The organism is Streptomyces sp. NPDC059851 (assembly GCF_042732005.1).
Taxonomy (GTDB): domain Bacteria; phylum Actinomycetota; class Actinomycetes; order Streptomycetales; family Streptomycetaceae; genus Streptomyces.
Genome location: NZ_JBHWJJ010000084.1, coordinates 15,610 through 35,263, shown reverse-complemented (window position 1 = coordinate 35,263; position 19,654 = coordinate 15,610). Strand labels below are relative to the sequence as shown.

16 protein-coding genes and 2 pseudogenes are annotated in these 19,654 nt (G+C 72.2%); 8 read left to right on the top strand and 10 right to left on the bottom strand.

Annotated features, from left to right (window positions below; genetic code table 11):
* A pseudogene (locus ACFV7Q_RS25365) lies at window positions 1-189 on the bottom strand (hypothetical protein); the annotation flags it as partial.
* Window positions 190-426: 237 nt separating this feature from the next.
* On the opposite strand from ACFV7Q_RS25365, the gene ACFV7Q_RS25360 reads away from it, so the two are divergent.
* Window positions 427-2,184 carry an alpha/beta hydrolase gene (locus tag ACFV7Q_RS25360; RefSeq protein WP_385431579.1) on the top strand — a complete coding sequence of 586 codons (1,758 nt, stop codon included), beginning with the start codon at window positions 427-429 and terminating at the stop codon, window positions 2,182-2,184.
* Between the two features lie 25 nt (window positions 2,185-2,209).
* On the opposite strand, the gene ACFV7Q_RS25355 is transcribed toward ACFV7Q_RS25360, so the two are convergent.
* Window positions 2,210-2,950 (bottom strand): DNA alkylation repair protein, encoded by a 741-nt coding sequence (locus ACFV7Q_RS25355; RefSeq protein ID WP_385431578.1) that lies wholly within the window; start codon window positions 2,948-2,950, stop codon window positions 2,210-2,212.
* Window positions 2,947-3,420: a MarR family winged helix-turn-helix transcriptional regulator gene (locus tag ACFV7Q_RS25350; RefSeq protein WP_385431577.1), complete on the bottom strand. Its 474-nt coding sequence runs from the start codon at window positions 3,418-3,420 to the stop codon at window positions 2,947-2,949. The genes ACFV7Q_RS25355 and ACFV7Q_RS25350 overlap by 4 nt, the downstream gene beginning before the upstream one ends.
* Before the next feature lie 170 nt (window positions 3,421-3,590).
* Here ACFV7Q_RS25350 and ACFV7Q_RS25345 point away from each other — a divergent pair.
* Window positions 3,591-3,833, top strand: a pseudogene (locus ACFV7Q_RS25345) (DUF1398 family protein); the annotation flags it as partial.
* Between the two features lie 37 nt (window positions 3,834-3,870).
* Here the strand turns inward: ACFV7Q_RS25345 and ACFV7Q_RS25340 are convergent.
* The gene (locus tag ACFV7Q_RS25340) at window positions 3,871-5,214 is read right to left on the bottom strand and encodes an NAD(P)/FAD-dependent oxidoreductase (RefSeq protein ID WP_385431576.1); all 1,344 of its coding nucleotides are present in this window, start codon (window positions 5,212-5,214) and stop codon (window positions 3,871-3,873) included.
* 318 nt (window positions 5,215-5,532) lie between these two features.
* On the opposite strand from ACFV7Q_RS25340, the gene ACFV7Q_RS25335 reads away from it, so the two are divergent.
* Complete coding sequence (locus tag ACFV7Q_RS25335) at window positions 5,533-5,757, top strand: hypothetical protein (protein WP_385431575.1); 225 nt, start codon at window positions 5,533-5,535, stop codon at window positions 5,755-5,757.
* Window positions 5,758-5,906: 149 nt separating this feature from the next.
* A complete protein-coding gene (locus ACFV7Q_RS25330; protein ID WP_385431574.1) occupies window positions 5,907-6,461 on the top strand; it encodes a DUF2690 domain-containing protein in 555 nt (184 codons plus the stop codon).
* A 61-nt stretch (window positions 6,462-6,522) separates the two neighbouring features.
* Here ACFV7Q_RS25330 and ACFV7Q_RS25325 read toward each other — a convergent pair whose 3' ends face one another.
* Window positions 6,523-8,835 (bottom strand): S9 family peptidase, encoded by a 2,313-nt coding sequence (locus ACFV7Q_RS25325; RefSeq protein ID WP_385431573.1) that lies wholly within the window; start codon window positions 8,833-8,835, stop codon window positions 6,523-6,525.
* A 44-nt stretch (window positions 8,836-8,879) separates the two neighbouring features.
* Window positions 8,880-10,661, bottom strand: coding sequence for an N-acetylglutaminylglutamine amidotransferase (locus ACFV7Q_RS25320; protein ID WP_385431572.1), 1,782 nt, complete (start codon window positions 10,659-10,661; stop codon window positions 8,880-8,882).
* 885 nt (window positions 10,662-11,546) lie between these two features.
* On the opposite strand from ACFV7Q_RS25320, the gene ACFV7Q_RS25315 reads away from it, so the two are divergent.
* On the top strand, window positions 11,547-13,199 hold the full coding sequence (locus ACFV7Q_RS25315) for a sigma-70 family RNA polymerase sigma factor (RefSeq protein ID WP_385431571.1): 1,653 nt from the start codon (window positions 11,547-11,549) through the stop codon (window positions 13,197-13,199).
* A 52-nt stretch (window positions 13,200-13,251) separates the two neighbouring features.
* On the opposite strand, the gene ACFV7Q_RS25310 is transcribed toward ACFV7Q_RS25315, so the two are convergent.
* Both ACFV7Q_RS25310 and ACFV7Q_RS25305 read right to left on the bottom strand, forming a co-directional pair.
* The gene (locus tag ACFV7Q_RS25310) at window positions 13,252-14,853 is read right to left on the bottom strand and encodes an NAD(P)/FAD-dependent oxidoreductase (RefSeq protein WP_385431570.1); all 1,602 of its coding nucleotides are present in this window, start codon (window positions 14,851-14,853) and stop codon (window positions 13,252-13,254) included.
* 160 nt (window positions 14,854-15,013) lie between these two features.
* Window positions 15,014-15,928, bottom strand: a complete 915-nt coding sequence (locus tag ACFV7Q_RS25305) for an aminoglycoside phosphotransferase family protein (RefSeq protein ID WP_385431569.1) — start codon at window positions 15,926-15,928, stop codon at window positions 15,014-15,016.
* Between the two features lie 202 nt (window positions 15,929-16,130).
* Here ACFV7Q_RS25305 and ACFV7Q_RS25300 point away from each other — a divergent pair, with 202 nt between their 5' ends.
* Window positions 16,131-17,093, top strand: coding sequence for an adenosine kinase (locus ACFV7Q_RS25300; protein ID WP_385431568.1), 963 nt, complete (start codon window positions 16,131-16,133; stop codon window positions 17,091-17,093).
* Window positions 17,094-17,214: 121 nt separating this feature from the next.
* Here the strand turns inward: ACFV7Q_RS25300 and ACFV7Q_RS25295 are convergent, their stop codons facing one another.
* A complete protein-coding gene (locus ACFV7Q_RS25295; RefSeq protein WP_385431567.1) occupies window positions 17,215-17,562 on the bottom strand; it encodes an STAS domain-containing protein in 348 nt (115 codons plus the stop codon).
* 194 nt (window positions 17,563-17,756) lie between these two features.
* On the opposite strand from ACFV7Q_RS25295, the gene ACFV7Q_RS25290 reads away from it, so the two are divergent.
* Both ACFV7Q_RS25290 and ACFV7Q_RS25285 read left to right on the top strand, forming a co-directional pair.
* Window positions 17,757-18,023 (top strand): GlsB/YeaQ/YmgE family stress response membrane protein, encoded by a 267-nt coding sequence (locus ACFV7Q_RS25290; RefSeq protein ID WP_385431566.1) that lies wholly within the window; start codon window positions 17,757-17,759, stop codon window positions 18,021-18,023.
* A 311-nt stretch (window positions 18,024-18,334) separates the two neighbouring features.
* Window positions 18,335-18,505 (top strand): CsbD family protein, encoded by a 171-nt coding sequence (locus ACFV7Q_RS25285; RefSeq protein ID WP_385431565.1) that lies wholly within the window; start codon window positions 18,335-18,337, stop codon window positions 18,503-18,505.
* A gap of 69 nt (window positions 18,506-18,574) precedes the next feature.
* On the opposite strand, the gene ACFV7Q_RS25280 is transcribed toward ACFV7Q_RS25285, so the two are convergent.
* Window positions 18,575-19,654 (bottom strand): SRPBCC family protein, encoded by a 1,080-nt coding sequence (locus tag ACFV7Q_RS25280; protein WP_385431564.1) that lies wholly within the window; start codon window positions 19,652-19,654, stop codon window positions 18,575-18,577.

Sequence of the window (19,654 nt, the reverse complement as noted above, 5' to 3'; positions counted from 1 at the left end):
GTGCGGGCCCTTGCGGGCCTTACGGGCGCCGGCGCCCTGCTTCTTCGGGGAATCGAACGAACGCCGGGCACTGGGGTTGTCCTGGGTGTGCGTCGCGTCGACATCGGGGGACCAGCCGTGTTGCTCGGTGCCTTCGTGGCGACCGGGTCCCTCACCGTGGGGAACGTGCGACTTCGGACTCTCGGCCATCGAGACCACCTCCTGGCTGGGGGCTACGGGTCGCCGTACGCCTGCCCCTCCCTCGGCCGAGCAACCCACTTCCGTGGCTTTCGCCGCGGAGCGGCGCCATCGCTGCCCGACGTGGGGGCTACAACCCGCCCCGTTCGGACGCGTCGCGATTGCCCGCCCCGCCCGCCCCCGCTGTGATGACATCCAGGGCCCGTCATCACGGAGCGGGCCCTCCTCCCCGTACGGAAGGGGCCCGCCATGCTCGGCAACGGCACGTCGGCACGGTTGCGCGGCGCCGCCGGGGTGACCGCCGGCGCACTCCTCGCGGTGCTGTCGGCGGCCGGTTCGGCCTTCGCCGGCGGCCCGGGCGACGGGGACACCGGCGGGGCGGTCACCCTGCGCTGGCAGTCGTGCCCGCAGAGCGCACAGAAGGGCTTCGAGTGCGCCGTCGCGAAGGTTCCGCTGGATCACGCCGACCCCTCGGGCCGGGCGATCAACCTGGCCGTGATCCGCCACCGGGCCACCGGCCCGGGGCAGCGGGAGGGGGCACTGTTCTTCAACCCCGGCGGCCCCGGCGGCCCCGGAACCCTCGGACTGCCCGAGCTGTACGCGAAGTTCCCGGCAGCGCTGAAGAACCGCTTCGACATCGTCAGCTGGGACCCGCGCGGCGTCGGGCAGAGCACGGCGGTGCACTGCTTCGACTCCGCGGCGGAGGCCGCGGCCTGGCAGTCGAAGGTTCCGCCGTTCCCGGTGGGCGCGGCCGAGCAGCGGGCGTACGCCGCTGCGTACGCCGATCTGGCGGAGCGGTGCGAGCGGCGGGACCCGGAGCTGCTGCGCCACGTCTCGACCGCCGACACGGCGCGCGACCTCGACCTGCTGCGAGGGGCCGTGGGTGAGGAACGGCTGCGCTACTGGGGCATTTCGTACGGCACGCTGCTCGGCGCGACGTACGCGAACCTGTTCCCCGACCGGGTCGGGCGGCTCGTGGTGGACGGGAACGTCGACCCGCAGGGGTGGGTGAACGGCGGGCAGGGCGGCGGGGCCGGGCTGAACACGTTCCTGCGGCTGGGATCCCACTTCGGCTCCGCCGAAACGCTCGGGCAGTTCCTGGAGCGTTGCGGACGCACGCCGGTGTCCCGCTGCGCCTTCTCCGCGGGCAGCCCGGCGCAGACCCGGGCCAAGTACGACACCCTGCTGGCGCGCCTCGCCGGGCGGCCGGTCGGGGCCTGGACGTACGCGCGGACGGTGAAGGAGGTCCGCGGGGGCCTGTACACCGTGCACCCGGGCTGGACCCGGACCGCCGAAACCCTGCAGTCGCTGTGGCGGGGGCGGGCGCCCGCGGAGCCTGCGGAGGCGCCCGGGCCCGCCTCCTACCCCGGGTTCGAGCAGTCGATCGCCGTCATGTGCGCCGAGAGCCCCAACCCCGCCTCGCCGACGGCGTACCCCGGGCTGGAGCAGCGGGCCGTGCGGCAGGCCGGGGCGCTCGCCCGGTGGTGGGTGTGGGCGAACGAGCCGTGCACCTCTTGGCGGGCCCGGGCGGCGGCCCCGTACACGGGCCCGTGGAACCGGGCCACCGCCCACCCGGTGCTGGTGGTCAACGCGCTGTACGACCCTTCCACCCCCTACCGGGCCGGGCAGGCGATGGCCTCGGAGCTCGCCGGGGCCCGGCTTCTGACGCTCGAAGGCCACGGCCACACCACGCTGGACAACCCGAGCGCGTGTGTGAAGGACCACGTGGTCCGGTACGTCCTGAACGGGGCGCTGCCGCCGAAGGGAGCCCGGTGCGCGCAGGACGTCCCACCGTTCAAGACGGCCTGGGTGCCGTCGTCGCAGACCACGCCGCCGCAGCCGGAAACGGCGGGCGGCGCGGTGGCAGCGCCGCCCGCCCCCTGGCGGCTGCCGCAGCCGGCGCTGGTCCCGGTCGGGGCCGCCTGGACGGGCGGGGCGCCGCCCCCCACGGACGACGGACCGCTGCGGACGTGGCCGCCGGCCTGGCGGACGACCCGCCACGGCTGACCGCACGCCGTGCCGGCGCCGCCGACTATTGCGACTGTCGGGCCGGCGCGGTCGGGAGGCGGCGTAGGGCCTCCCTGCGGGTGAGCGGGGCGACGCGGGTGCCGTGCCGCTCGACCCAGGCGACGACGAACTCGGGGTCGTGGGCGGAGGTTTCGCGCAGGACCCAGCCCAGGGCCTTGCGCAGGAAGAACTCCCGTGCGTCGACGAGGGTGTCCGCGTAGCGGGTGAGCCGGTCGGTGTCGGGGCGGCCGGCCCGGATCGCGGGCAGCAGCGCCAGGAGCGCGGAGCGGCGGAGCCAGAAGTCCGGGTCGGTGACCCAGCGGTCCAGCACGGGCCCTGCGGCTGCGTCGCACGAGGCGATCGCGCCGGCGCAGTGGACGGCCAGCGGGTCCACCAGGGCCCAGGTGCGGCACTCGCGCAGCAGGGCTTCGACCGCCGGCAGGTGTGTGGCGTCGAGGGCCCGGGCGTACTGCACCAGGAGCTCCACCGCCGCCCAGCGGTACTCGTAGACGACCTGCTCCCCGCCCTCGGGGACGGACCACAGTTCCCGGACGAGGGCGAGGACGTAGGGAGCCGGTCGCGCTCCCAGTGCCCGGCGCCCGAGGGTGACGCTGCGCCGCATGTCCGGCACGCCGACGCCCAGGTGGTGGAGGTCGCTGCGCAGGTAAGCGCGCTGCTGCTCGGCACGGACCGGGTCCGCCGAGGCGGACAGGGCCGACCGGAGGCGCTCCGCCGGGGCCTTCGGGTCGCTGTCGTCCGCGGTCATGCCGTCTCCTTGCGTCCGCTTCCGGTCCGCGCGGCCGCGGACTCCGTCCAGGCGTCCGCCTGTCGGGTCAGGCGGCGCAGCAGCTCCCGCACCGCCGCCAGGTCGGTGTCCGGCAGCCCCTCCCCCATCTTCCGGTGCGCGCCCTCCGCGCGGACGGTGATCGCGACCAGTGAGCGTCGGCCGGACGCAGTGAGGGCGAGCAGCGGCGACGTGCGGTGGTCGGGATTCTCCCGGAATTCCGCGAGGCCGTCGCGCACGAGCTCGTTGGCGATGCGCTGGACGCCCTGCCGGGCGACGCCGAGGCGGCGCGCCGCCCGGGCCACGGGCAGGGACTCCTCGCTGACCGCGCTCATCAGCTGCCAACGGGCCTGCGTCTGCCCTTCCGCCGCCGCCAGCGCCTCACCCGCCCGGCGTAGCGCACCCGCGGCCTCGAAGACGTCGGCCACGAGGAGGGCCAGTTCCTCCGCCATCCGGTGCTCCACCTCTCAGACATTCGACAACATGTTGTCTGTTTGTCATCATGATTGCATATCCGGCGTGACGTCTCCAGGCGTGCACGCGTCCCCCACCGGCACACGGAGAACACCATGAGCACCACCGAAGCGATCAGCCGGCTCCGGGCCGGGTGACGCGGTGCCGCATGGCCGTCCCGGCCAACGCCTTCCTGTACCTGACCGAGCACGGCAACGTGGTGGTCCAGGGCGAACCGCTGGTCAGCGGCTTCGCGGCGGCGGCGCCGTTCGACCGGGAGGCCCTGATCGCCGCCCTGCGCGCAGACCAGGCGGGCGAGACGACGTTCCCCGAGTTCGTGCGCCACTGCTGGGACGCAGGAACCGTCTGGTACGAGGTCGACACCGCGGCCCGTACCTGCACGTACCACGGCGCCAACGGCGAGTCGTACAGCGAGGACTACCCGGCCGTCATGCTCTCGGAGCACTGGGCCGGCCGCGGCGGCGCCAGACCGCCCCGCCGCCGGTCCGGCGCTCCACGCGTGAACGGGTGCGCGTCGGCACGGCCGTCGCCACCCGGTGCCCCAGGTTGACGGCCGAAGCCTTGACCAGCGCCACGGGGTTCAAGAAGCGCAACGGACCGATCAGGCGGGATGCGAACAGGTGCATGTGCCGCGCCATCGACTCGTCGCGCGCCGCCGCCGAGAACATCAGCCGTTCCAAGGGATTGAACGGACGGGCCCTCGCGAAGTCGGCGGCCAGGTATTGGTAACCGCTCAACCTGCGCCGGTGCGTGCGTGCGTACGCGGCGAGCGACCTGTCGAGGTCGCCCCGACCGGCTGCGGTCGAGGCGACCGCCCTTGCCAGCCATTGCGCGGACTGCAGGGCCCACCCGCACCCCACCCCCCACAGGGGGTCGCCGGTCAGGGCGGCGTCGCCGATCAGGGCGACGCCCGGTGCGGTCGGCTCGCGCGTGAGCAGCGGGTGGTCGAGCACGCCGATGAACTTCGTGATGCGCTCGGCGGAGTCGATGGGGGGTGCGTCGGGTAGGGCGCGGACGCATGCGAGGAAGCTGCCTTCCAGGTCTTCACGGAAGGCCGGCAGCCGTTTCTTGTCCGGGAGCACCGCGATGACCGTCACCCCGTCGTCGTTCGGGAACGCGTACGCCATGTCGGGCTCCAGGAACCAGGTGTGGCCGATCCCGCCGGGCAGCGGAAGACCGCGGAAGTGCGCGAGATAGCCGAACCGCGCGTTCTCGTACGACCGGGCGGGCACCCCGGCGAACTTCGCTACGGCCGACTCCTTGCCGTCGGCGCCGACCACCAGTCGGGCTCGGATCTGCCGTTCTCCCCGGGGTGTCGACACGCACACGCCCGAGGCTCGCCCGGCTCCCCCGAGCAGCCCGGTCACTCGGTGACCGAGAAGCAGATCGACGCCGGGGGTCTCCGCCGCACGGGACCTGATCAGCGGGTCGAGGGTGCTGCGCCGGATGTTGTACGCGTACGGCAGCTCGGGGCCCTTCGGGGCGGCCCTGGGCTCGATCCATCCCCAGCGGGTGTACCAGCGGGCCTCGTTGCGGACCGCTCCCGCCTTCTCCAGAGCGGGGATGAGGCCGAGTTCGTCCAGCACCGGGTAGGCGCCGGCATGGAGGGAGTGGGTGCACAGTACCTTGTACGCTCCGGGGTCCGAGCGGCGTTCCAGCAGTGCGACGCGGGCACCGCGTCGAGCGAGCAAGATCGCCGCAGCGCTGCCGGCGAGGCCGGCTCCGCTGATGACGACGTCGTAGTCGTATCCCGCGCTCTCGGGCTCGGTCATGCGCTGATCGCCCCCTTCGGGGTGTGCTGACGTTCGTGGGCGTGGTGCAGCCACTGCTGTCAGGAACATGACCAGCTGTCAAGGGGTGGGGGAACGGGGAGGGCGAACGCCGATCGTCGCCCCGGGACCGGTAGGCGCCGCAGCCTGCAGCAACGGGGCTCGCTCGTTCGCATGGCGTACGAGCGGGTCGCGGCGACTCCAGCGGACCGGTTCACCGTCGTGGAACATCATGGAACACGGACGCGGCCCACCCCGGCACGTCGCAGCGAAAAGTGGCAGTACACGATTCGATCACATGACCATGCGGTGAGGCCGGAAATGGACAAGAAGAAGCCGAAGGACCCCAACGACCCGGAATCACTCTCCGACGAGGAGATGATGAAACTGATCGATGAGATCCTCGACAGCGTCCCACCCGAACAAGCCGAAGCCTGCCTCCTCGCCATCGCCAGTGGGAGACCGGCTCCCCAGGACGTTCCGGTTGACCTGACCCCCGCCCAAGCGAACGACCTCCTCCTCTTCCTCCACAGAGGAGGAGGCTGACCCGCCGCGCCGGATCGACCGGGCCGGGCACGCGTCCCTTCCGCGCCGGTCGACCCGGTCGGGGGCGCACGCACGGGGAACGTGATGACTTCCGTACCCCGGCGCGTGCGCCTTCCCTCCGGCACCCCGGCAAACGAACCTGTGCGTCCATGACCACGAGTGACACGGACGGCAACGCTGAGGAACCACCCGGCCGTGCGCCGCAGGCACCCCCCGACAGGCGTCCCTGGTTCTCCGGCGCGACCGCGTTGGCCTTGGTCGTCGCCACGGTCGGCGCAGTACTGGCCGCCTTCGTGACCCCGCTCGGGGACCATCTGGTGAAGGCCCTCCTCGACGAACCGACCTGCCCCGGCGAAGCCTGCGAGGGAAAGAACCCCCAGAACCAGGGCTGCGGAGAGGACGTCCGGACGTTCAAACCCGGGACCGACAACCCCGCCCTCCTCCAGATTCGACGCAGCGAGGACTGCAAGGCCGCCTGGGCGAGGATCGAGCGGGGAAGTCCCGGAGACCTGGTCACCGTGCAGGTCTCCGGCGGCACGAAGAGGACCGCCGAGGTGGAGTACGGGGACGACCAGTTCACCCACATGGTCGCCCTTCCGGAGGGTGACTACCGGATCACGGCCTGCGCGATCCCCAAAGCGGGCGGCACGAGCACCTACGCGACCTACTGTGTGCATGCCACGGAGGCCACTGCCTGGCGGTGACGTGCGCCGTCGTTCGGCGCGCTCCGGGCCGTGGCCGCCCCCTCGGGCACGGGCGCGTTCCTCACCGGCCGGTGCGGTCGGGCAGGAGGTGTTGCTGGAGCCAGTCGGCGGCTGCCCGACGGTAGAGGCGGCGGTTGTCCGCCCGGAGGAACTCGTGGCCCTCGTTGCGGAGGATCAGCAGCTCGGCCGGTACCCCGTGGTCGCGGGCTGCGCGGACGAACTGCTCCGACTCCGCCGGGGGGACGTTGGTGTCGTGTTCGCCGTGGATGGCCAGGACCGGGGCCCGCAGCCGGTCGATGCGGCTCATCGGGGACAGAGCGCGCAAGAGGTCCCGGTCGCGCTCGGGATGGCCGTACTTCGCGGCTGCGGACTGGGCGATCCACGGCTCGGTGTCGGCGAAGAAGGTGGCGAAGTCAGACATGCCGCAGATGGCGATGCCGGTGCGGAAGAGCTCCGGATGCCAGACCAGTGACGCCATGGTGAGGTAGCCGCCGTACGAGCGGCCCATCACCGCCAGGCGCAGGGGATCGGCGTATCCCCCGGCCATGAGGTGGGCCGCGCAGTCCGCGACGTCGTCGATCGCCGCGAACCGGCCGATGCCGAGGTCGGCGTCCACGAAGGACCGGCCCCAGCCCGATGAGCCGCGCACGTCCGGGGCGAAGACGTCGACGCCCCGGCCCAGGATCTCGTGGTAGAGCGGGTGGAACACCGGTCGCTCCTGCTCCTCCGGACCGCCGTGCAGGTGGATCACGCACGGGGCCGGCCTCCCCGGGTCGCGTTCCGGCGCCTGGTAGTACCAGCCACCGAGCATCAGGCCGTCGCGTGCCCGGCAGCGCAGGGGCACCGGGCGGACGGGAGGCCGCCCCGGCGGAGCCGCGTCCTGGTCGCTGGCCGTCCAGCCGGTGCGCCGCGGGGTGGAGTCGCCGCCGACCTCCCAGATGCCGGGCCGGCGCCGGGAGCCGGAGAGGGCGGCGAACAACCCGCCGCGCGCTACCGGCGCCATGCGGGTCACCACCTCGTGCGGCAGCGTCGACCGGTGGCGCGGTCCGAGGCGGTCCTGCCGGCCGGTGCCGGGCAGCGCGACGCTCTCCAGCTCGCTCGCGCCGAGCACGTTCCACGCCAGCAGCGCCCAACGGCCGTGGTCGGGCAAGGTCAGCAGGTCGAGCATGACCCCCTCCCGCTCCGCCGCGACGGACAGGGCCCGAGCGGCTCCGTCCGGGTCCAGCCGGGCCCTGAAGAGCGCGGCGAACTCGCGGTCCGCGTCGCTGCGCAGCCACAGGTTCCGCGAGTCGGCGGAGAGCCGACCGATCCAGGGATCGCCGTCGGCGACCGGCAGCCGGAACGTGATGTGGCCCGAGACCCGGTCCAGGAGGACGGACTCACGACGGCCACGGGGTCCGCGGCGCAGCAGGACGAGACGGCTGTCGGCACCGATGTCACAGACGCGCAGCGAGGCGGCACCCACTTCGCTGAAGAGCAGGACGGGCGCCTGGGAACCGTCGGGGTCGAGGAGGTACGCGGCCAGTCGTCCGCCCGCTTCTTCCGCCCCCGTGGCCGCGGCGACGCCGGCGGGCGCCACGGCGGCACGAGCCGGCACCGGCGTCAGGTGCGGCAGTCCCGGTTCGGACCCCGTCGGCGTGTCCTGGCGGGCGGGCGGGGCGGGCGGGCCGAGGTGGGTCGCGTGTCCGTCACGTACGGCCCATCCCTCCGGCAGCGGCCCGCCCGCCAGGTTCGGCTCGGCGTCCTGCGGCATGTGGCCCCCGCCGCTGTGGGCGCCGAGGACGGTCGGCTGCGCGACGGTGACGCTCAGCGCCGCCCCGTCGCGGGTCCAGCAGCCCAGATGGGCGGAGGCGCCCGGTTCGGCGCCCGCGAGCACCTGCCGTCCGGTGCCGTCCGGCCGGACGACCAGCACGCGCGTGTGCTCGCTGCCTCCCGGCGCCGAGGTGTAGGCGATCCAACGGCCGTCGGGCGACCAGGACACCTCCGTCACAGGATCCGGGTCCGCATCGAGGAGGTGGGCCTCCCCACCGCGGGCGGGACCGCTCCACAACTGGGGCACGCCGGTCCGGTCGCAGATGTAGGCGACGTGGTCGCCGGTCGGGTCGGCCGAGGGGTACCAGCATCCGTGGGCGGTGAGCGCCGTGGGCGGGTCCGCCACCCCGACGTCGGGCAGGACGACCGGCACGGGCGCCGCTGCGGGCCCCGGTGCCGCACCCGGCACGGGGCTGCCGTCGAGCGCCGCGCCGAACCTCCGCGGGCCTGCGGCGACCGCGGGCGCCGCGTCGACCGCGGGCGCCGCTCGTTCCCGGGCCGGCGCGGGGCCGTCGGGAAGCCGGCGGGAGCGGCTCTGCCGTTCGGAGTGGTCCAGGGGCATGTCGGGCCTCTTCGAGGGCTTCCGGGGACTCTCACCGTTCGGTGTCAGTTGATGTTCTGGGACTGCAACCAGATCTCCAGTGAGGCCAGCTGCCACAGGGTGCTGGCTCCGCGTTTCGTGCGGTGGCGCGCCGGGTCGGCCAGTAGTTCGGCCACCCGGTCCTGGTCGAAGAGGCAGCGGCGGCGCGCTTCCGGGGCGGTCAGGGCGTCACGCACCCGGTTGAGCACCGGCTCGGCCATGTGCCGGACCGCCGGAACCGGGAAGTAGCCCTTCGGCCGGTCGACGACCTCCCTGGGGAGGATCCGGCGGCCGACGTCCTTGAGGACTCCCTTGCCGTCCTGCGCGAGCTTCAGTTCGGGCGGGCAGGCGGCGGCGAGCTCGACGAGTTCGTGGTCGAGGAACGGCACCCGCGCCTCCAGGCCCCAGGCCATCGTCATGTTGTCGACCCGTTTGACCGGGTCGTCGGCCATCAGCGCATGGACGTCCAGGCGCAGGGCCGCGTCGAGCGCGCTCTGCGCGCCGGGGGCCGCCATGTGGGCGTGGATGAAGTCCTGCGAGGCGTCGTGGTCGGCGACCATGTCGGGATGCAGCAGGGTGGCCACGTCGCCGTGCGTGCGGTCGAAGTAGGCGTCCGCGTAGGCGTCCGGCGCATCGGGGCGTCGGGCCGCAGCGATCCGGGGGTACCAGTGGTAGCCGGCGAAGACCTCGTCCGCGCCCTGCCCGCACAGCACCACCTTGACCTCCTTGGAGACCTGCTCCGCCAACAGGTGGAACGCCACGGCGTCGTGGCTGACCATCGGTTCGCTCATCGCGCCGATCGCCGTCTCCAATGCGGCGGGGAGCCGGTCCGAAGCGATCAAGAACTGGTGGTGGTCCGTCGAGAACTGCCGGGCGATCACGTCGGAGTACCTGAACTCGTCACCCTCCTCCCCGCTCTCCGACTCGAAGCCCATCGCGAAGGTGGCCAGGTCGCCCTGCCCCTCCTCCGCCAGCAGCGCCACGATGAGGCTGGAGTCCAGCCCGCCGGACAGCAGGACGCCCACGGGTACGTCCGCGACCATGCGCCGCCGTACTGCCGTGCGCAGTGCCTCGTGCACGGCTTCCCGCCAGCGCACCGGATCACTGCCGTCCTCGGCGCGGCGCGTGTAGGAGGGCTGCCAGTAGCGGTGGTCTCGGTGCGTGCCGTCCTGCTCGACGATCCGGACGGTGGCCTGCGGCAGCTTGTGGACGCCCGCCAGCACCGTCCGGGGCGCCGCCACCGTGCCGTGCCAGCTGAGGTACTGGTGGAGCGCCACCGGGTCGAGGGACGTGTCGACTCCGCCGCCCGCCAGCAGTGCGGGCAGGGAGGAGGCGAAGCGCAGGCGCTCGCCGTCCTGGGTGAGGTACAGCGGCTTGATGCCCAGCCGGTCGCGGCCGAGTACGACGCGGCCGGTGTGGTGCTCCACCATGGCGAAGGCGAACATGCCGATCAGGTGCTCCACGCAATCGGGCCCCCACTGCCCGTAGGCCTTGAGGAGCACCTCCGTGTCGGAGTCGGAGAAGAACCGGTGCCCGAGCCCTTCGAGGCGGCGGCGCAGCTCGCGGTAGTTGTAGATGCAGCCGTTGAAGACGCACGAGATGCCGAGGTGTGGATCCGTCATGGGTTGCGCGGCGCTCTCGGAGAGGTCGATGATCTGCAGCCGGCGGTGTCCCAGCGCCACCGACCCCTGTGACCAAAGGCCCCTGTCGTCAGGGCCCCGTTCCTCCATCTCGTCCGTCATGCGTTCGACCGCGGCGAGGTCCGGCCTGCGACCGTTGAAACGGATTTCCCCGCTCAGACCACACATGCTGCACCCCCCGGTCGGCTCGCGTCTCGGGGCCGCCCCGTTGCTGCGGGCGCCCGTCCCCCCGGGGTCCAGACCGCCTCCATCATGTGCATCACTCCAGTGCGCGGAGGGTGAGGTTCGGTGCCCCGTCGCCTCCGGCCGAACAAGCTGATCGACATAGTGGGCGCCTGCCCGTCCGCACGCGCCTCAATCGGAGGTGTTCGATCTTCTCGGGCCAACGTGTTCTCGCTCCGCGCTCGGAAAGGCGCGGGCGGGCGGTTCCCGCCTGCGGTGCGCCGCCGGGGAATCAGGTAACGGCGACCGGTGCGTACCGAAGTTGCGGGTACGAGCGTCGCTGCACTCGTCCCCGCCTCCGATACGGGCCGGGACCGCCCCAGGAGCCTCCCTCGCAGGAGCGCTGCGGACGGCTCCTGAAAACGGTCTGCACCCGGCCCATTTTCCTGCACACCGGGCGTCCCCGCAGCGCCAGCGTGCAACGGGTGCGGCATGCGCGCCTCCTCCTTGGTCGTCACTGAGGGGTAGAGCGCGCAGTTGCGGAACACCTCCGCAACTTTGCCGATCCTTTACCCCAGCCGTTCGTCGGACCACCTGCCGTGCACCGGTTCCACGAGGGGGCCACGCCGCACCGTTCCGCCCGAACCGCGCATGCGGCCACGGCCGACGCACGGGGACCGACACCGCCCCCACGTCGCCCACCTGGCACACCAGCAGCGAACCCGGATGATGCTCCTGACGTTTGCTCATGGGGCCTGTGAGCGTGCAGACTTGCGCGAATTCCGGCCGGGGGCAGCGTCGCACCCCACTGCCGGGCGCAGCGTCGCACCCCACTGCGGACGGGCCCGGCACCCACCGTGCCGGCCACCAGAAAGGCAACGGGAGCTAGCGTTGAGCACATCGGCAACAGCCCGTCAGCGGGACCTCCACGGCCTCACCGACGCGGAGCTCTGCGCTCTGCTGCGCAAGGAGCACGCCTCGGCTCCTGGGGGTCCCGAGATGAGCGACGTGATGGGCGAGGTGTTCGCCCGCCACCACTCCGCCGTGCTCGCGTACGCCCGCACGTGCTGCCGGGACCAGTCCACCGCCCACGACCTCGCCGCTGAGGCCTTCGCCCGCACGTACCGGGCCGTCGCCTGGGGTGCCGGGCCCGAGCACGCTTGGCGGCCCTACCTGCTGACGTGTGTGCGCCGTGTGGCGGCCGACTGGCTGCGCCGCGACGCCCGGAACCAGTTGTCGGACGACTTCGAAAAGTGGGCCGAGGGCCTCGCCGACGGCCAGGACGTCGAGGACGCCGTCGTGTCGGCGGAGGAGGGATCGCTGGTGTCGCGGGCGTACCGGTCCCTGCCGGAGCGCTGGCAGGCCGTGCTGTGGCACGCCGTCGTCGAGCACGAGCCCGCCGCCGACACCGCCCAGCGCCTCGGCATATCGGCGGGAGGCGTCGGCTCGTTGGCCGCACGTGCCCGGGAAGGCCTGCGCGAGGCGTACCTGCGCGCCCACCTGGACCAGGCCGCGAGCGATGAGTGTCGGCACTACGGGCGCCTGCTCGCGGCCTCGCTCCGCCGGCCGGGCAAGCGCGTCACCCGTGATCTGAGGCGGCACCTCCAGGACTGCGCCGACTGCACCCGAGCCGAACGCGACCTGCGCGACGTCAACGGCCGGCTGGGAGCGCTGCTGCTGGGCGGGATCCTGCTGTGGAACCCGGGCTCCTTCCTGTCGTCCGTCGGCGGGCACGGCACCCAACTGGTGGCGGCCAAGCTGGGCGGGGCCCAGCTCGCCACGGCACGGTTCGGCGCGGCGAAATGGGCCGTGACGGTGGCGGCCGTTGCGGGCACGGCAGTGACCGCCGTCGTCTCGCTGCCGGCCGACGAGCGGCCCGGGCGGGCCGGACCCGCCCTCATGGCCGTCGGCCCCGGCCCGGGGCCCGCCACGCCCCCGGACGCGGTGCCGACGGCCACCCCGTCACCGCTCGTGTCCGCCACCGCGCGGGCTGCGGCTCCCACCACGGCCACACCGAGCGCCCCGACCGCCACGCCGGCCCCCGACACGGGCACGTCGGCCCCGCCCTCACCCTCGGCCTCGGCCGGTCCCGCCGGGCACCCACTGGTCAACGTCGGCTCGGGGCTGTGCGTCGGAGTGGCCGGCGGCGGCTCCGGCGGAGTGCTGCAGCTCCAGCCGTGCACGGGGGACGCTGCTCAGGGCTGGCAGCGCCTGCCGGCCGGCCCGGGCCGCTACCAGATGCGCAACACGGGTACGGGCACGTGCCTCGACGGGACCACCGCCGGCGGGAACAACGTCGCCGTCACCCTGCGCACTTGCCGGTCCGACACGGGCCGCGACGCGCAGCTCTGGAAGTTCGAGCAGGAGGCGACCCCGGGCACGTTCCGGCTCTGGTTCGTGCCACGGGTCCCCCGCAGCGACTACCCGAACCACCTGCTGGGCCCGCAGGAATGGCCGAGGGCCAACCCCCCGCGGCCGGGCTCGCGCATCGTGCACCTGCCCAACTACTACGACTCCGCCAGTTTCCTCTTCACCATGGGGTGAGCGCTGGCCGGACCCGCCGGGCCACCGGGTGACGGGAGCCCGGCGGTGACGGTCAGAAGCCGCAGGCCGCCCGCGCGTCGCGGAAGCGTTCGGGATGCCGCCGTCGGTACTCGACCAGGCACTGGGCGACTGCGGCTCCCTCCCCCACGGCGGCACCGACCCGCTTGACGGATCCGGAGCGCACGTCGCCCACCGCGAAGACGCCGGGCACGCTGGTCTCCATCGGCAGCGCGGCCGGGCCGGCTCCGCCGATCCCGGTCCGGACGTAGCCGCGGTCGTCGAGCTTCACCGCGCCGCCGAGCCAGTCGGTCGACGGGTGGCCGCCGATCAACACGTACAAGCAGTGCGCGGAGACCGTTCGCTCGCCACCCTCGCGGTCGCGCAGCCTGAGCCCGGTGAGCGTCGTCCCGCCGATGCACTCGGCCACCTCGGTCCCCAGGAGGACGTTCAGGCCCGGGGTCCGCTCGATGCGCTGCACCAGGTAGCTCGACATCGAAGCCCCCAGGTCGCTGCCCCGGACCAACAAGGTGACGGTGCGGGCGTAGCGCGCGAAGTAAAGGGCGGCCTGTCCGGCGGAGTTGCCCGCGCCCACCATGTACACGTCCTCCCCGGCGGCCGAGGGGGCGTCGGACAGGCATGCGCCGTAGTACACGCCGGAGTTGAGCAGGCGGTCGACGCCGGGAGCCGTCAGGCGGTTCCAGTCCACGCCCGTGGCGACCACCACCGCTGCCGCCGTCACCGAGGCCGTCTCATCGGTCCCCGCCTTGACGAACTCGACGGTGTGGTCTCCGGTCCCCGTCGGGGTCACCCGACGGGCCACCCGGGTGGGCTGCCATTCGACGCGGGCCCGACGGGCCTGTTGCAAGGCGCGTTGGGCCAGATCGCCACCCGTGAGGCCCACCGGGAATCCGAGGTAGTTCTCGATCCGAGAGGTCGATCCCGCCTGCCCGCCGGGTGCGTCGTCCTCGATCACGACCACGCTCATGCCCTCGGCAGCGGCGTACACTGCCGCGGACAGACCCCCGGGACCACCACCGATCACCGCAACGTCGTAGTGGTCCCGCTCGGCCGGCCGGATGAGACCGAGCCGCTCGGCCAGCTCGCTGATCGAGGGATCCACCATCTCGGTGCCGTCGCCGAGCCGGACGGTCACCGGGGCGTCCCGCACGTCCCCCTCGGGCAGCCAACGGAAGATCACGCCGCTGCGGCCGAGGAAGTCGCGCACCGCATAAGCAGCGGGTGAGAAGCGGCTCCCGCGCACCTCGGCGGTCGGTAGATCACCGCGGCAGTCGGCGTTCCACGTGCACAAGGAATCGTCGAGCGCGCCACGCAGACGCTCGGCCAGGTCGTGGTCGTTCCGGACCGCCCCGCCCGGGGCCTCGGACACCGCGTTGCCCTGCTCGGCCAGCGACAGCCAGCGCACGCCGGAATGCTGCGCGGTAGCCGGGTCCGGTGCTTCGTCGGCGAGCACGGCGGCCACCGGTACCTCCCGGTCGGCCAGCGAGCGCAGTGCGCGGACCACCTCCGCCGGCCCTCCGACCTGCAGTACGCGGAAGGACGTGCGGTACCAGCTTTGCACCAGGTCGGCAGTCTCGTGCCGGCGCAGCGGATCGGCATCGGAGAGAACAATCACCGGCAGTGCGGCATCAGCCATCAAGAGGTCCTCCACTGGGACTTGAGCGATCGGCTTCCTCCTCCGGTCAACGAGCGGGGGCGCCATACGAATCGGCTCCGGACAAGCCCTTGTCGGCAGGCTGCGCCTCGTCCGAGGTCTCGCGGAGCCGGCGGAACATGCCGGGCCCCCAGGTCCCGGGCTAGGGTCGGGGTGCGGTGAGGCGTTGCAGGGACGCGGCTGCTGGCGGTCCCCACGTGGCCTTGCCGCCCGGGCGGCCGTGAACTCCGGCGTCGCCGATGAGTAGGCAGGCGAGTGCCTTGATCAGCGCCCAGCCGCGAGCGCGGCGCAGGGTCGCCGCGTCGGCCGACGGATAGCTCCGGTGGAAACGGTCGATGACCCCGTCGGGCAGCAGTATCCAACCGGCAGCAAGGTCACAGGCCGGGTCCCCGGCGCACATGTCGCCGAAGTCGATCACGCCGCAGAAGTTGCCGTCCCTGGTCAGAAGATTGGCCGGGTGCAGGTCCGCGTGCAGCCACAGCGCCGGACCCGTTCGTTCAGGAGCAGCCAGCGCGTCGTCCCATACCGCACGGACGGCCTCCGGGTCGGGAACCAACCCCCGATGGGTCGCCTCCTGCAGGAGGTGTACGAAGCCTTCGTCGACATCGGCCAGCCGACCACCCCGGCGGTTGCGGCCAGTGGGCGCACCGTCAGGCGCCGGTTGGTGGAGGGCGGTGAGGAATGCCGCCAAGGTGTCGGCTGCCTCGGCACCGCGCGTCGCAGGAGCGAGGTCAGCAGGTTCACCAGCGACCCACGTGGTAACGATCCAAGGGTGCGGGAACCGCTCGGAAGGCTGACCCAGGCGCTGTGGGACAGGTGTCTGCAAGGGGAGGCGCGGCGCCATGGGAGGCAGCAGGGCGTACTCCTTGAGGAGGAGCTCGCCCGCGTCCCGAGTGGCCCAGGGCAGCCGGACCGCACGGTCCTCGCCGAGTCGCCACAGCTGGTTGTCCCAGCCCCGAGCACCGAACGTCAGGGGCAAGTCGGCCAGGTCGGGGTGTTGTTCGCGGAGTAACTCCGCGATCAGATCCGCGGTGATCCCGCTTTGAGTGTCCGTCACCGAAGCGACTGTAGTCCTGGTGGGATCTTCCGTGCCGGACCGCTGACGGAGCCGGCGGCCGCGACCACCGCGCGCCTGCGACACCTGACTGCGCGGCCGTCCCGACCGGCCGCGACCAACGTGCCGCAATTTTCAGCAAGTTCTTGCCATGGTCCTGGCCCGCTGTTTGACTCGGCTGACGACGACAGCCCGAGAGGAACCGATGACCACCGACTTCGACGTCCTGGTCCTGGGCGGCGCGGGCGTGGACACGATCGTCCACGTCCCCGAACTGCCGCTCCCCTTCTCCGACAGTTACATGATCCGGCCCGGCATCACGACCCGGGCGGGGCAGAGCGGTGACTTCGTCGCGCTCGGATTGACCGCGCTGGGCCTGCGCACCCATCACCTCGACATGATCGGCGACGACCACGAGGGAGAGCTGGTCCGCGCCCTCCACCGTGACCACGGCATTCCCCTCACCGCGATCCCGCAGCCCGCGGGCACCAAACGGGCGGTCAATCTCGTCGGACCCGACGGACGGCGACTTTCCCTCTACGACGACACCCGCGCCCGCGAGCCGGACCGGCTGCCCGAGGCGGTAGTGCGCGAGCTCGCCGCCGCCAGCCGCCATGCGCACGTCGTCATCACCCACCCCTGCGCCCACGCGCTGCCGGTGCTCCGCGAGGCCGGCGTCACCCTCTCCACCGACCTGCACGACTGGGACGGTGTGAACCCGTACCACGAGCCGTTCGCTCTGGAGGCGGACGTCGTCTTCGTCTCCACCACCGCCCTGGCCGACCCGGAACGCACGATGCGCGACATCGCCGCCCGCGGCCGGGCCCGGACCGTCGTGGCCACCGCCGGCGCGGAGGGCGCCTACCTGCTGGCGGACGGCGAGGTGACGCACGTACCCCCGGTCACGCCCCCCGCCCCGGTGGTGGACAGCAACGGCGCGGGCGACGCCTTCGCCTCCGGTTTCCTGCTCGGCTGGCTGAACGGCGAGGACCCGCGGCGCTGCGCCCTGTACGGAGCGATCGCCGGTGCCCACGCCTGCACCGTCCCGTCGACGCGCACCGAAGCCGTCACCCGTGCGGAACTCCTCGCTCGCGCCGGCGGGGCGGGGCTGAGGCACGTCCGCCCGCGAACGGCCGAAGACGTCCAGCCGGCCGAAGGACACGCATGACGACCGCCGCCTCCCGGGCCGGTCCGGCCCCGGGTCGCAGCACCCGGTCCGCCGCCGACGCCGCCCGGGTGATCGCCGGAGTTCCCCTCCGGGCCGAACCGTTCCGCCGGCCCGGAGGGGGTCAGTCCGTCGCCGCGGGGACGAGGGCGAACAGGTCGACCGATCCGGTGAGCTCCAGCATCCTGATCATCTGGTGACTGGGCGCGGCGAGCACAAGCCGCTGTCCCCTTTCCAGGGCCTGTCGCCTGGCCGTCAGCAACGCGTTGAGCCCTGCGGAGTCACAGAAGGACGAGTGCTGCAGGTCGACGACGATGTCAGAACCGTCCTCGGCGCGGGACAGGGCCGCCGTCAACGAGCTGTCCAGCTGCTCCGCGTGATCGAAGTCCATGTCGCCGCTCACGCGAACCACGTACCGGCCGGAGTTCAGGAGCGTCGTCAGGCGATCAGCGTCTTCCGTGCCCGTACCCATGACATACCTCCTGGTACGTGCCGCTCTTACCCCCTGCCGTGCGCCGCAATCACCGAAGGTGTTCTGCTGATCCTACCGACACGTCCCGCAGAGGAGATTTCGCGCTCCGTGAACTTTCGAGGTTTGGAATCCAGTAAGTGGTGCAGATGGATCCATAGACGATTCGTGCATCGAGCGTTGACAAGAGGTATTCCATGGGCATCATCGGCTGGATTCTTCTGGGCCTGCTAGCCGGGATCATCGCGAAGTTCCTGATGCCGGGTCGTGACCCCGGCGGCATCATCGTCACGATCCTCATCGGCATTGCCGGCGCTCTTCTGGGTGGATGGCTCGGCAAGGTGATTTTCGGGGTCGACTCCATCGACGGCTTTTTCGAGATCTCCACATGGGTCGCCGCCATTGTCGGTTCCTTCATCCTCCTGGCCCTCTATCGTCTGGTGGCCGGCAGGAGACACTCGTGAAGTTCACACCGGGGCGGCGCGGACACAAGTGGGGCAGGCGTCGGGTGCTCGCTCGCTGGACGCCCCGAGCCATGGTCCGCCGCACCGTCCTGCGCATGTCGGTGTGGGGCGTACGACTGCTGATGTGGGGCGTGGGATTGGCGATCCGGCGTGCGCTGAGGGCCGTCGTACGGGCGGCGTTATGGAGCGCGGACGGGTGCAGGTCGGATTCCCTCGGGGCCCGGCACGGGCTCGAAGCAATAACGGCGGTTCGAGAGGCATAGGTAGCGCCTCAGGGGGCAGCGGCCAGGGAGAAGCTCGGAGGTGACCACATGGCCACAGGTAAGAAAGCCAAGGACGTGGGCAAGAAGGCCAAGGGGAAGGTGAAGGAGACGACCGGCAAGGCCGTCGGCAACGAGAGCCTTGAGGCGAAGGGAAAGATCGAGCAGACTGCCGCTGACGCCAAGCAGACCGGACGGAAGGCCAAGGACACCCTGACCTGACCGAGCCGCGAGCACAGGGCCGCCGTCCCTTCGGGGACGGCGGCCCCGCCGTGCAGCGGCAGCGGGTGGTCAGCGGCGGCTGGGCTGGCGTCGGCGACGACGCGCGGCCCGGCCCGGGCCCTCGTCCTCGCCCGGGCCCTCGTCCTCGGCGCCCTCGTCCTCGGGGTAGTCCTCGTCCTCGCCTTCGCCTTCGCCCTCTTCCTCCTCGTCGGTGTACTCCTCCTCGTCCTCGTCCTCGGGGTAGTCCTCCTCGTACTCCTCGTCCTCGTACTCTTCCGGACCCTCCTGTGAGGCTTCCTCCTCTTCCGAACCCTCCTCTTGTGAGGCCTCCTCCTCTTCGACCGCCTCCTCGTGGGTACGCACCACCTCACCGTCGCGTATCTCGCCCCGCCATCCGTCCGGCTCCTCGTCCGTGAGGGTCACGTGGCGCGCGAAGTGCTTGAGGTCCAGCCGCAAGCGCCGGCCCTGCGCACGCCACAGATTGCCCGTCCTCTCGAACAGGCCGGAGGGGTAGTACTCGACGATGACCAGCACACGGGTGAGGGAAGGAGCGAGTTCGTGGAAGCTGACGCATCCGCGCGTGGTGCCCTTGGCGCCTTGGGACGTCCACACGATCCGCTCGTCGGGGACCTGCTCCTGGACGGTGGCCTGCCAGCTGCGGGTGGACGGGCCCACTTTGACCTTCCAGTCGGATGTGGTGTCGTCACCCTGTGAGACGCTGCGGACGCCCTTGGAGAACGTGCTGAATTCCTCGTACCGCGTCCAGTGGTCGTAGGCGTAGCGCAGCGGGACTCCGACGTCGACGACTTCGCAGATGTGCGTGGGCTTGGACCCGCTCTTGCGGCCCTTGCCCCCGCCCGTCAGGCTGCTGCCGATGTCCTTGACCTTGTCCTTGAGTCCGCCGAGGGTGCTGCCCACGGCGGCCTTGAGGGGTGAGTCGCCCTGCAGGAGTCGGCCGCCGATGTCCGCGAGCGAGCCTCCGTTGTCGGCCACGTCGTGGAGGTCGTCGGTGAGGTTCCCCAGCTTGTCGACCGCTTTGTCGGCCAGCTGGTTCGCCTGGGCCGAGAGGTAGCCGCCGACTTCTTCGAGCAGCTGGTCCACGGGAGACGCTGAGCCCCCGGACGTGCGTGAACGGTTTGGGGTGGCCAT

Excerpts from the sequence above, each read along its gene's own strand:
- ACFV7Q_RS25360 (WP_385431579.1), top strand. The coding sequence starts at position 427 with ATGCTCGGCAACGGCACGTCGGCACGGTTGCGCGGCGCCGCCGGGGTG.
- ACFV7Q_RS25355 (WP_385431578.1), bottom strand. The coding sequence starts at position 2,950 with ATGACCGCGGACGACAGCGACCCGAAGGCCCCGGCGGAGCGCCTCCGG.
- ACFV7Q_RS25350 (WP_385431577.1), bottom strand. The coding sequence starts at position 3,420 with ATGGCGGAGGAACTGGCCCTCCTCGTGGCCGACGTCTTCGAGGCCGCG.
- ACFV7Q_RS25340 (WP_385431576.1), bottom strand. The coding sequence starts at position 5,214 with ATGACCGAGCCCGAGAGCGCGGGATACGACTACGACGTCGTCATCAGC.
- ACFV7Q_RS25335 (WP_385431575.1), top strand. The coding sequence starts at position 5,533 with ATGGACAAGAAGAAGCCGAAGGACCCCAACGACCCGGAATCACTCTCC.
- ACFV7Q_RS25330 (WP_385431574.1), top strand. The coding sequence starts at position 5,907 with ATGACCACGAGTGACACGGACGGCAACGCTGAGGAACCACCCGGCCGT.
- ACFV7Q_RS25325 (WP_385431573.1), bottom strand. The coding sequence starts at position 8,835 with ATGCCCCTGGACCACTCCGAACGGCAGAGCCGCTCCCGCCGGCTTCCC.
- ACFV7Q_RS25320 (WP_385431572.1), bottom strand. The coding sequence starts at position 10,661 with ATGTGTGGTCTGAGCGGGGAAATCCGTTTCAACGGTCGCAGGCCGGAC.
- ACFV7Q_RS25310 (WP_385431570.1), bottom strand. The coding sequence starts at position 14,853 with ATGGCTGATGCCGCACTGCCGGTGATTGTTCTCTCCGATGCCGATCCG.
- ACFV7Q_RS25300 (WP_385431568.1), top strand. The coding sequence starts at position 16,131 with ATGACCACCGACTTCGACGTCCTGGTCCTGGGCGGCGCGGGCGTGGAC.
- ACFV7Q_RS25295 (WP_385431567.1), bottom strand. The coding sequence starts at position 17,562 with ATGGGTACGGGCACGGAAGACGCTGATCGCCTGACGACGCTCCTGAAC.
- ACFV7Q_RS25290 (WP_385431566.1), top strand. The coding sequence starts at position 17,757 with ATGGGCATCATCGGCTGGATTCTTCTGGGCCTGCTAGCCGGGATCATC.
- ACFV7Q_RS25285 (WP_385431565.1), top strand. The coding sequence starts at position 18,335 with ATGGCCACAGGTAAGAAAGCCAAGGACGTGGGCAAGAAGGCCAAGGGG.
- ACFV7Q_RS25280 (WP_385431564.1), bottom strand. The coding sequence starts at position 19,654 with ATGGCCACCCCAAACCGTTCACGCACGTCCGGGGGCTCAGCGTCTCCC.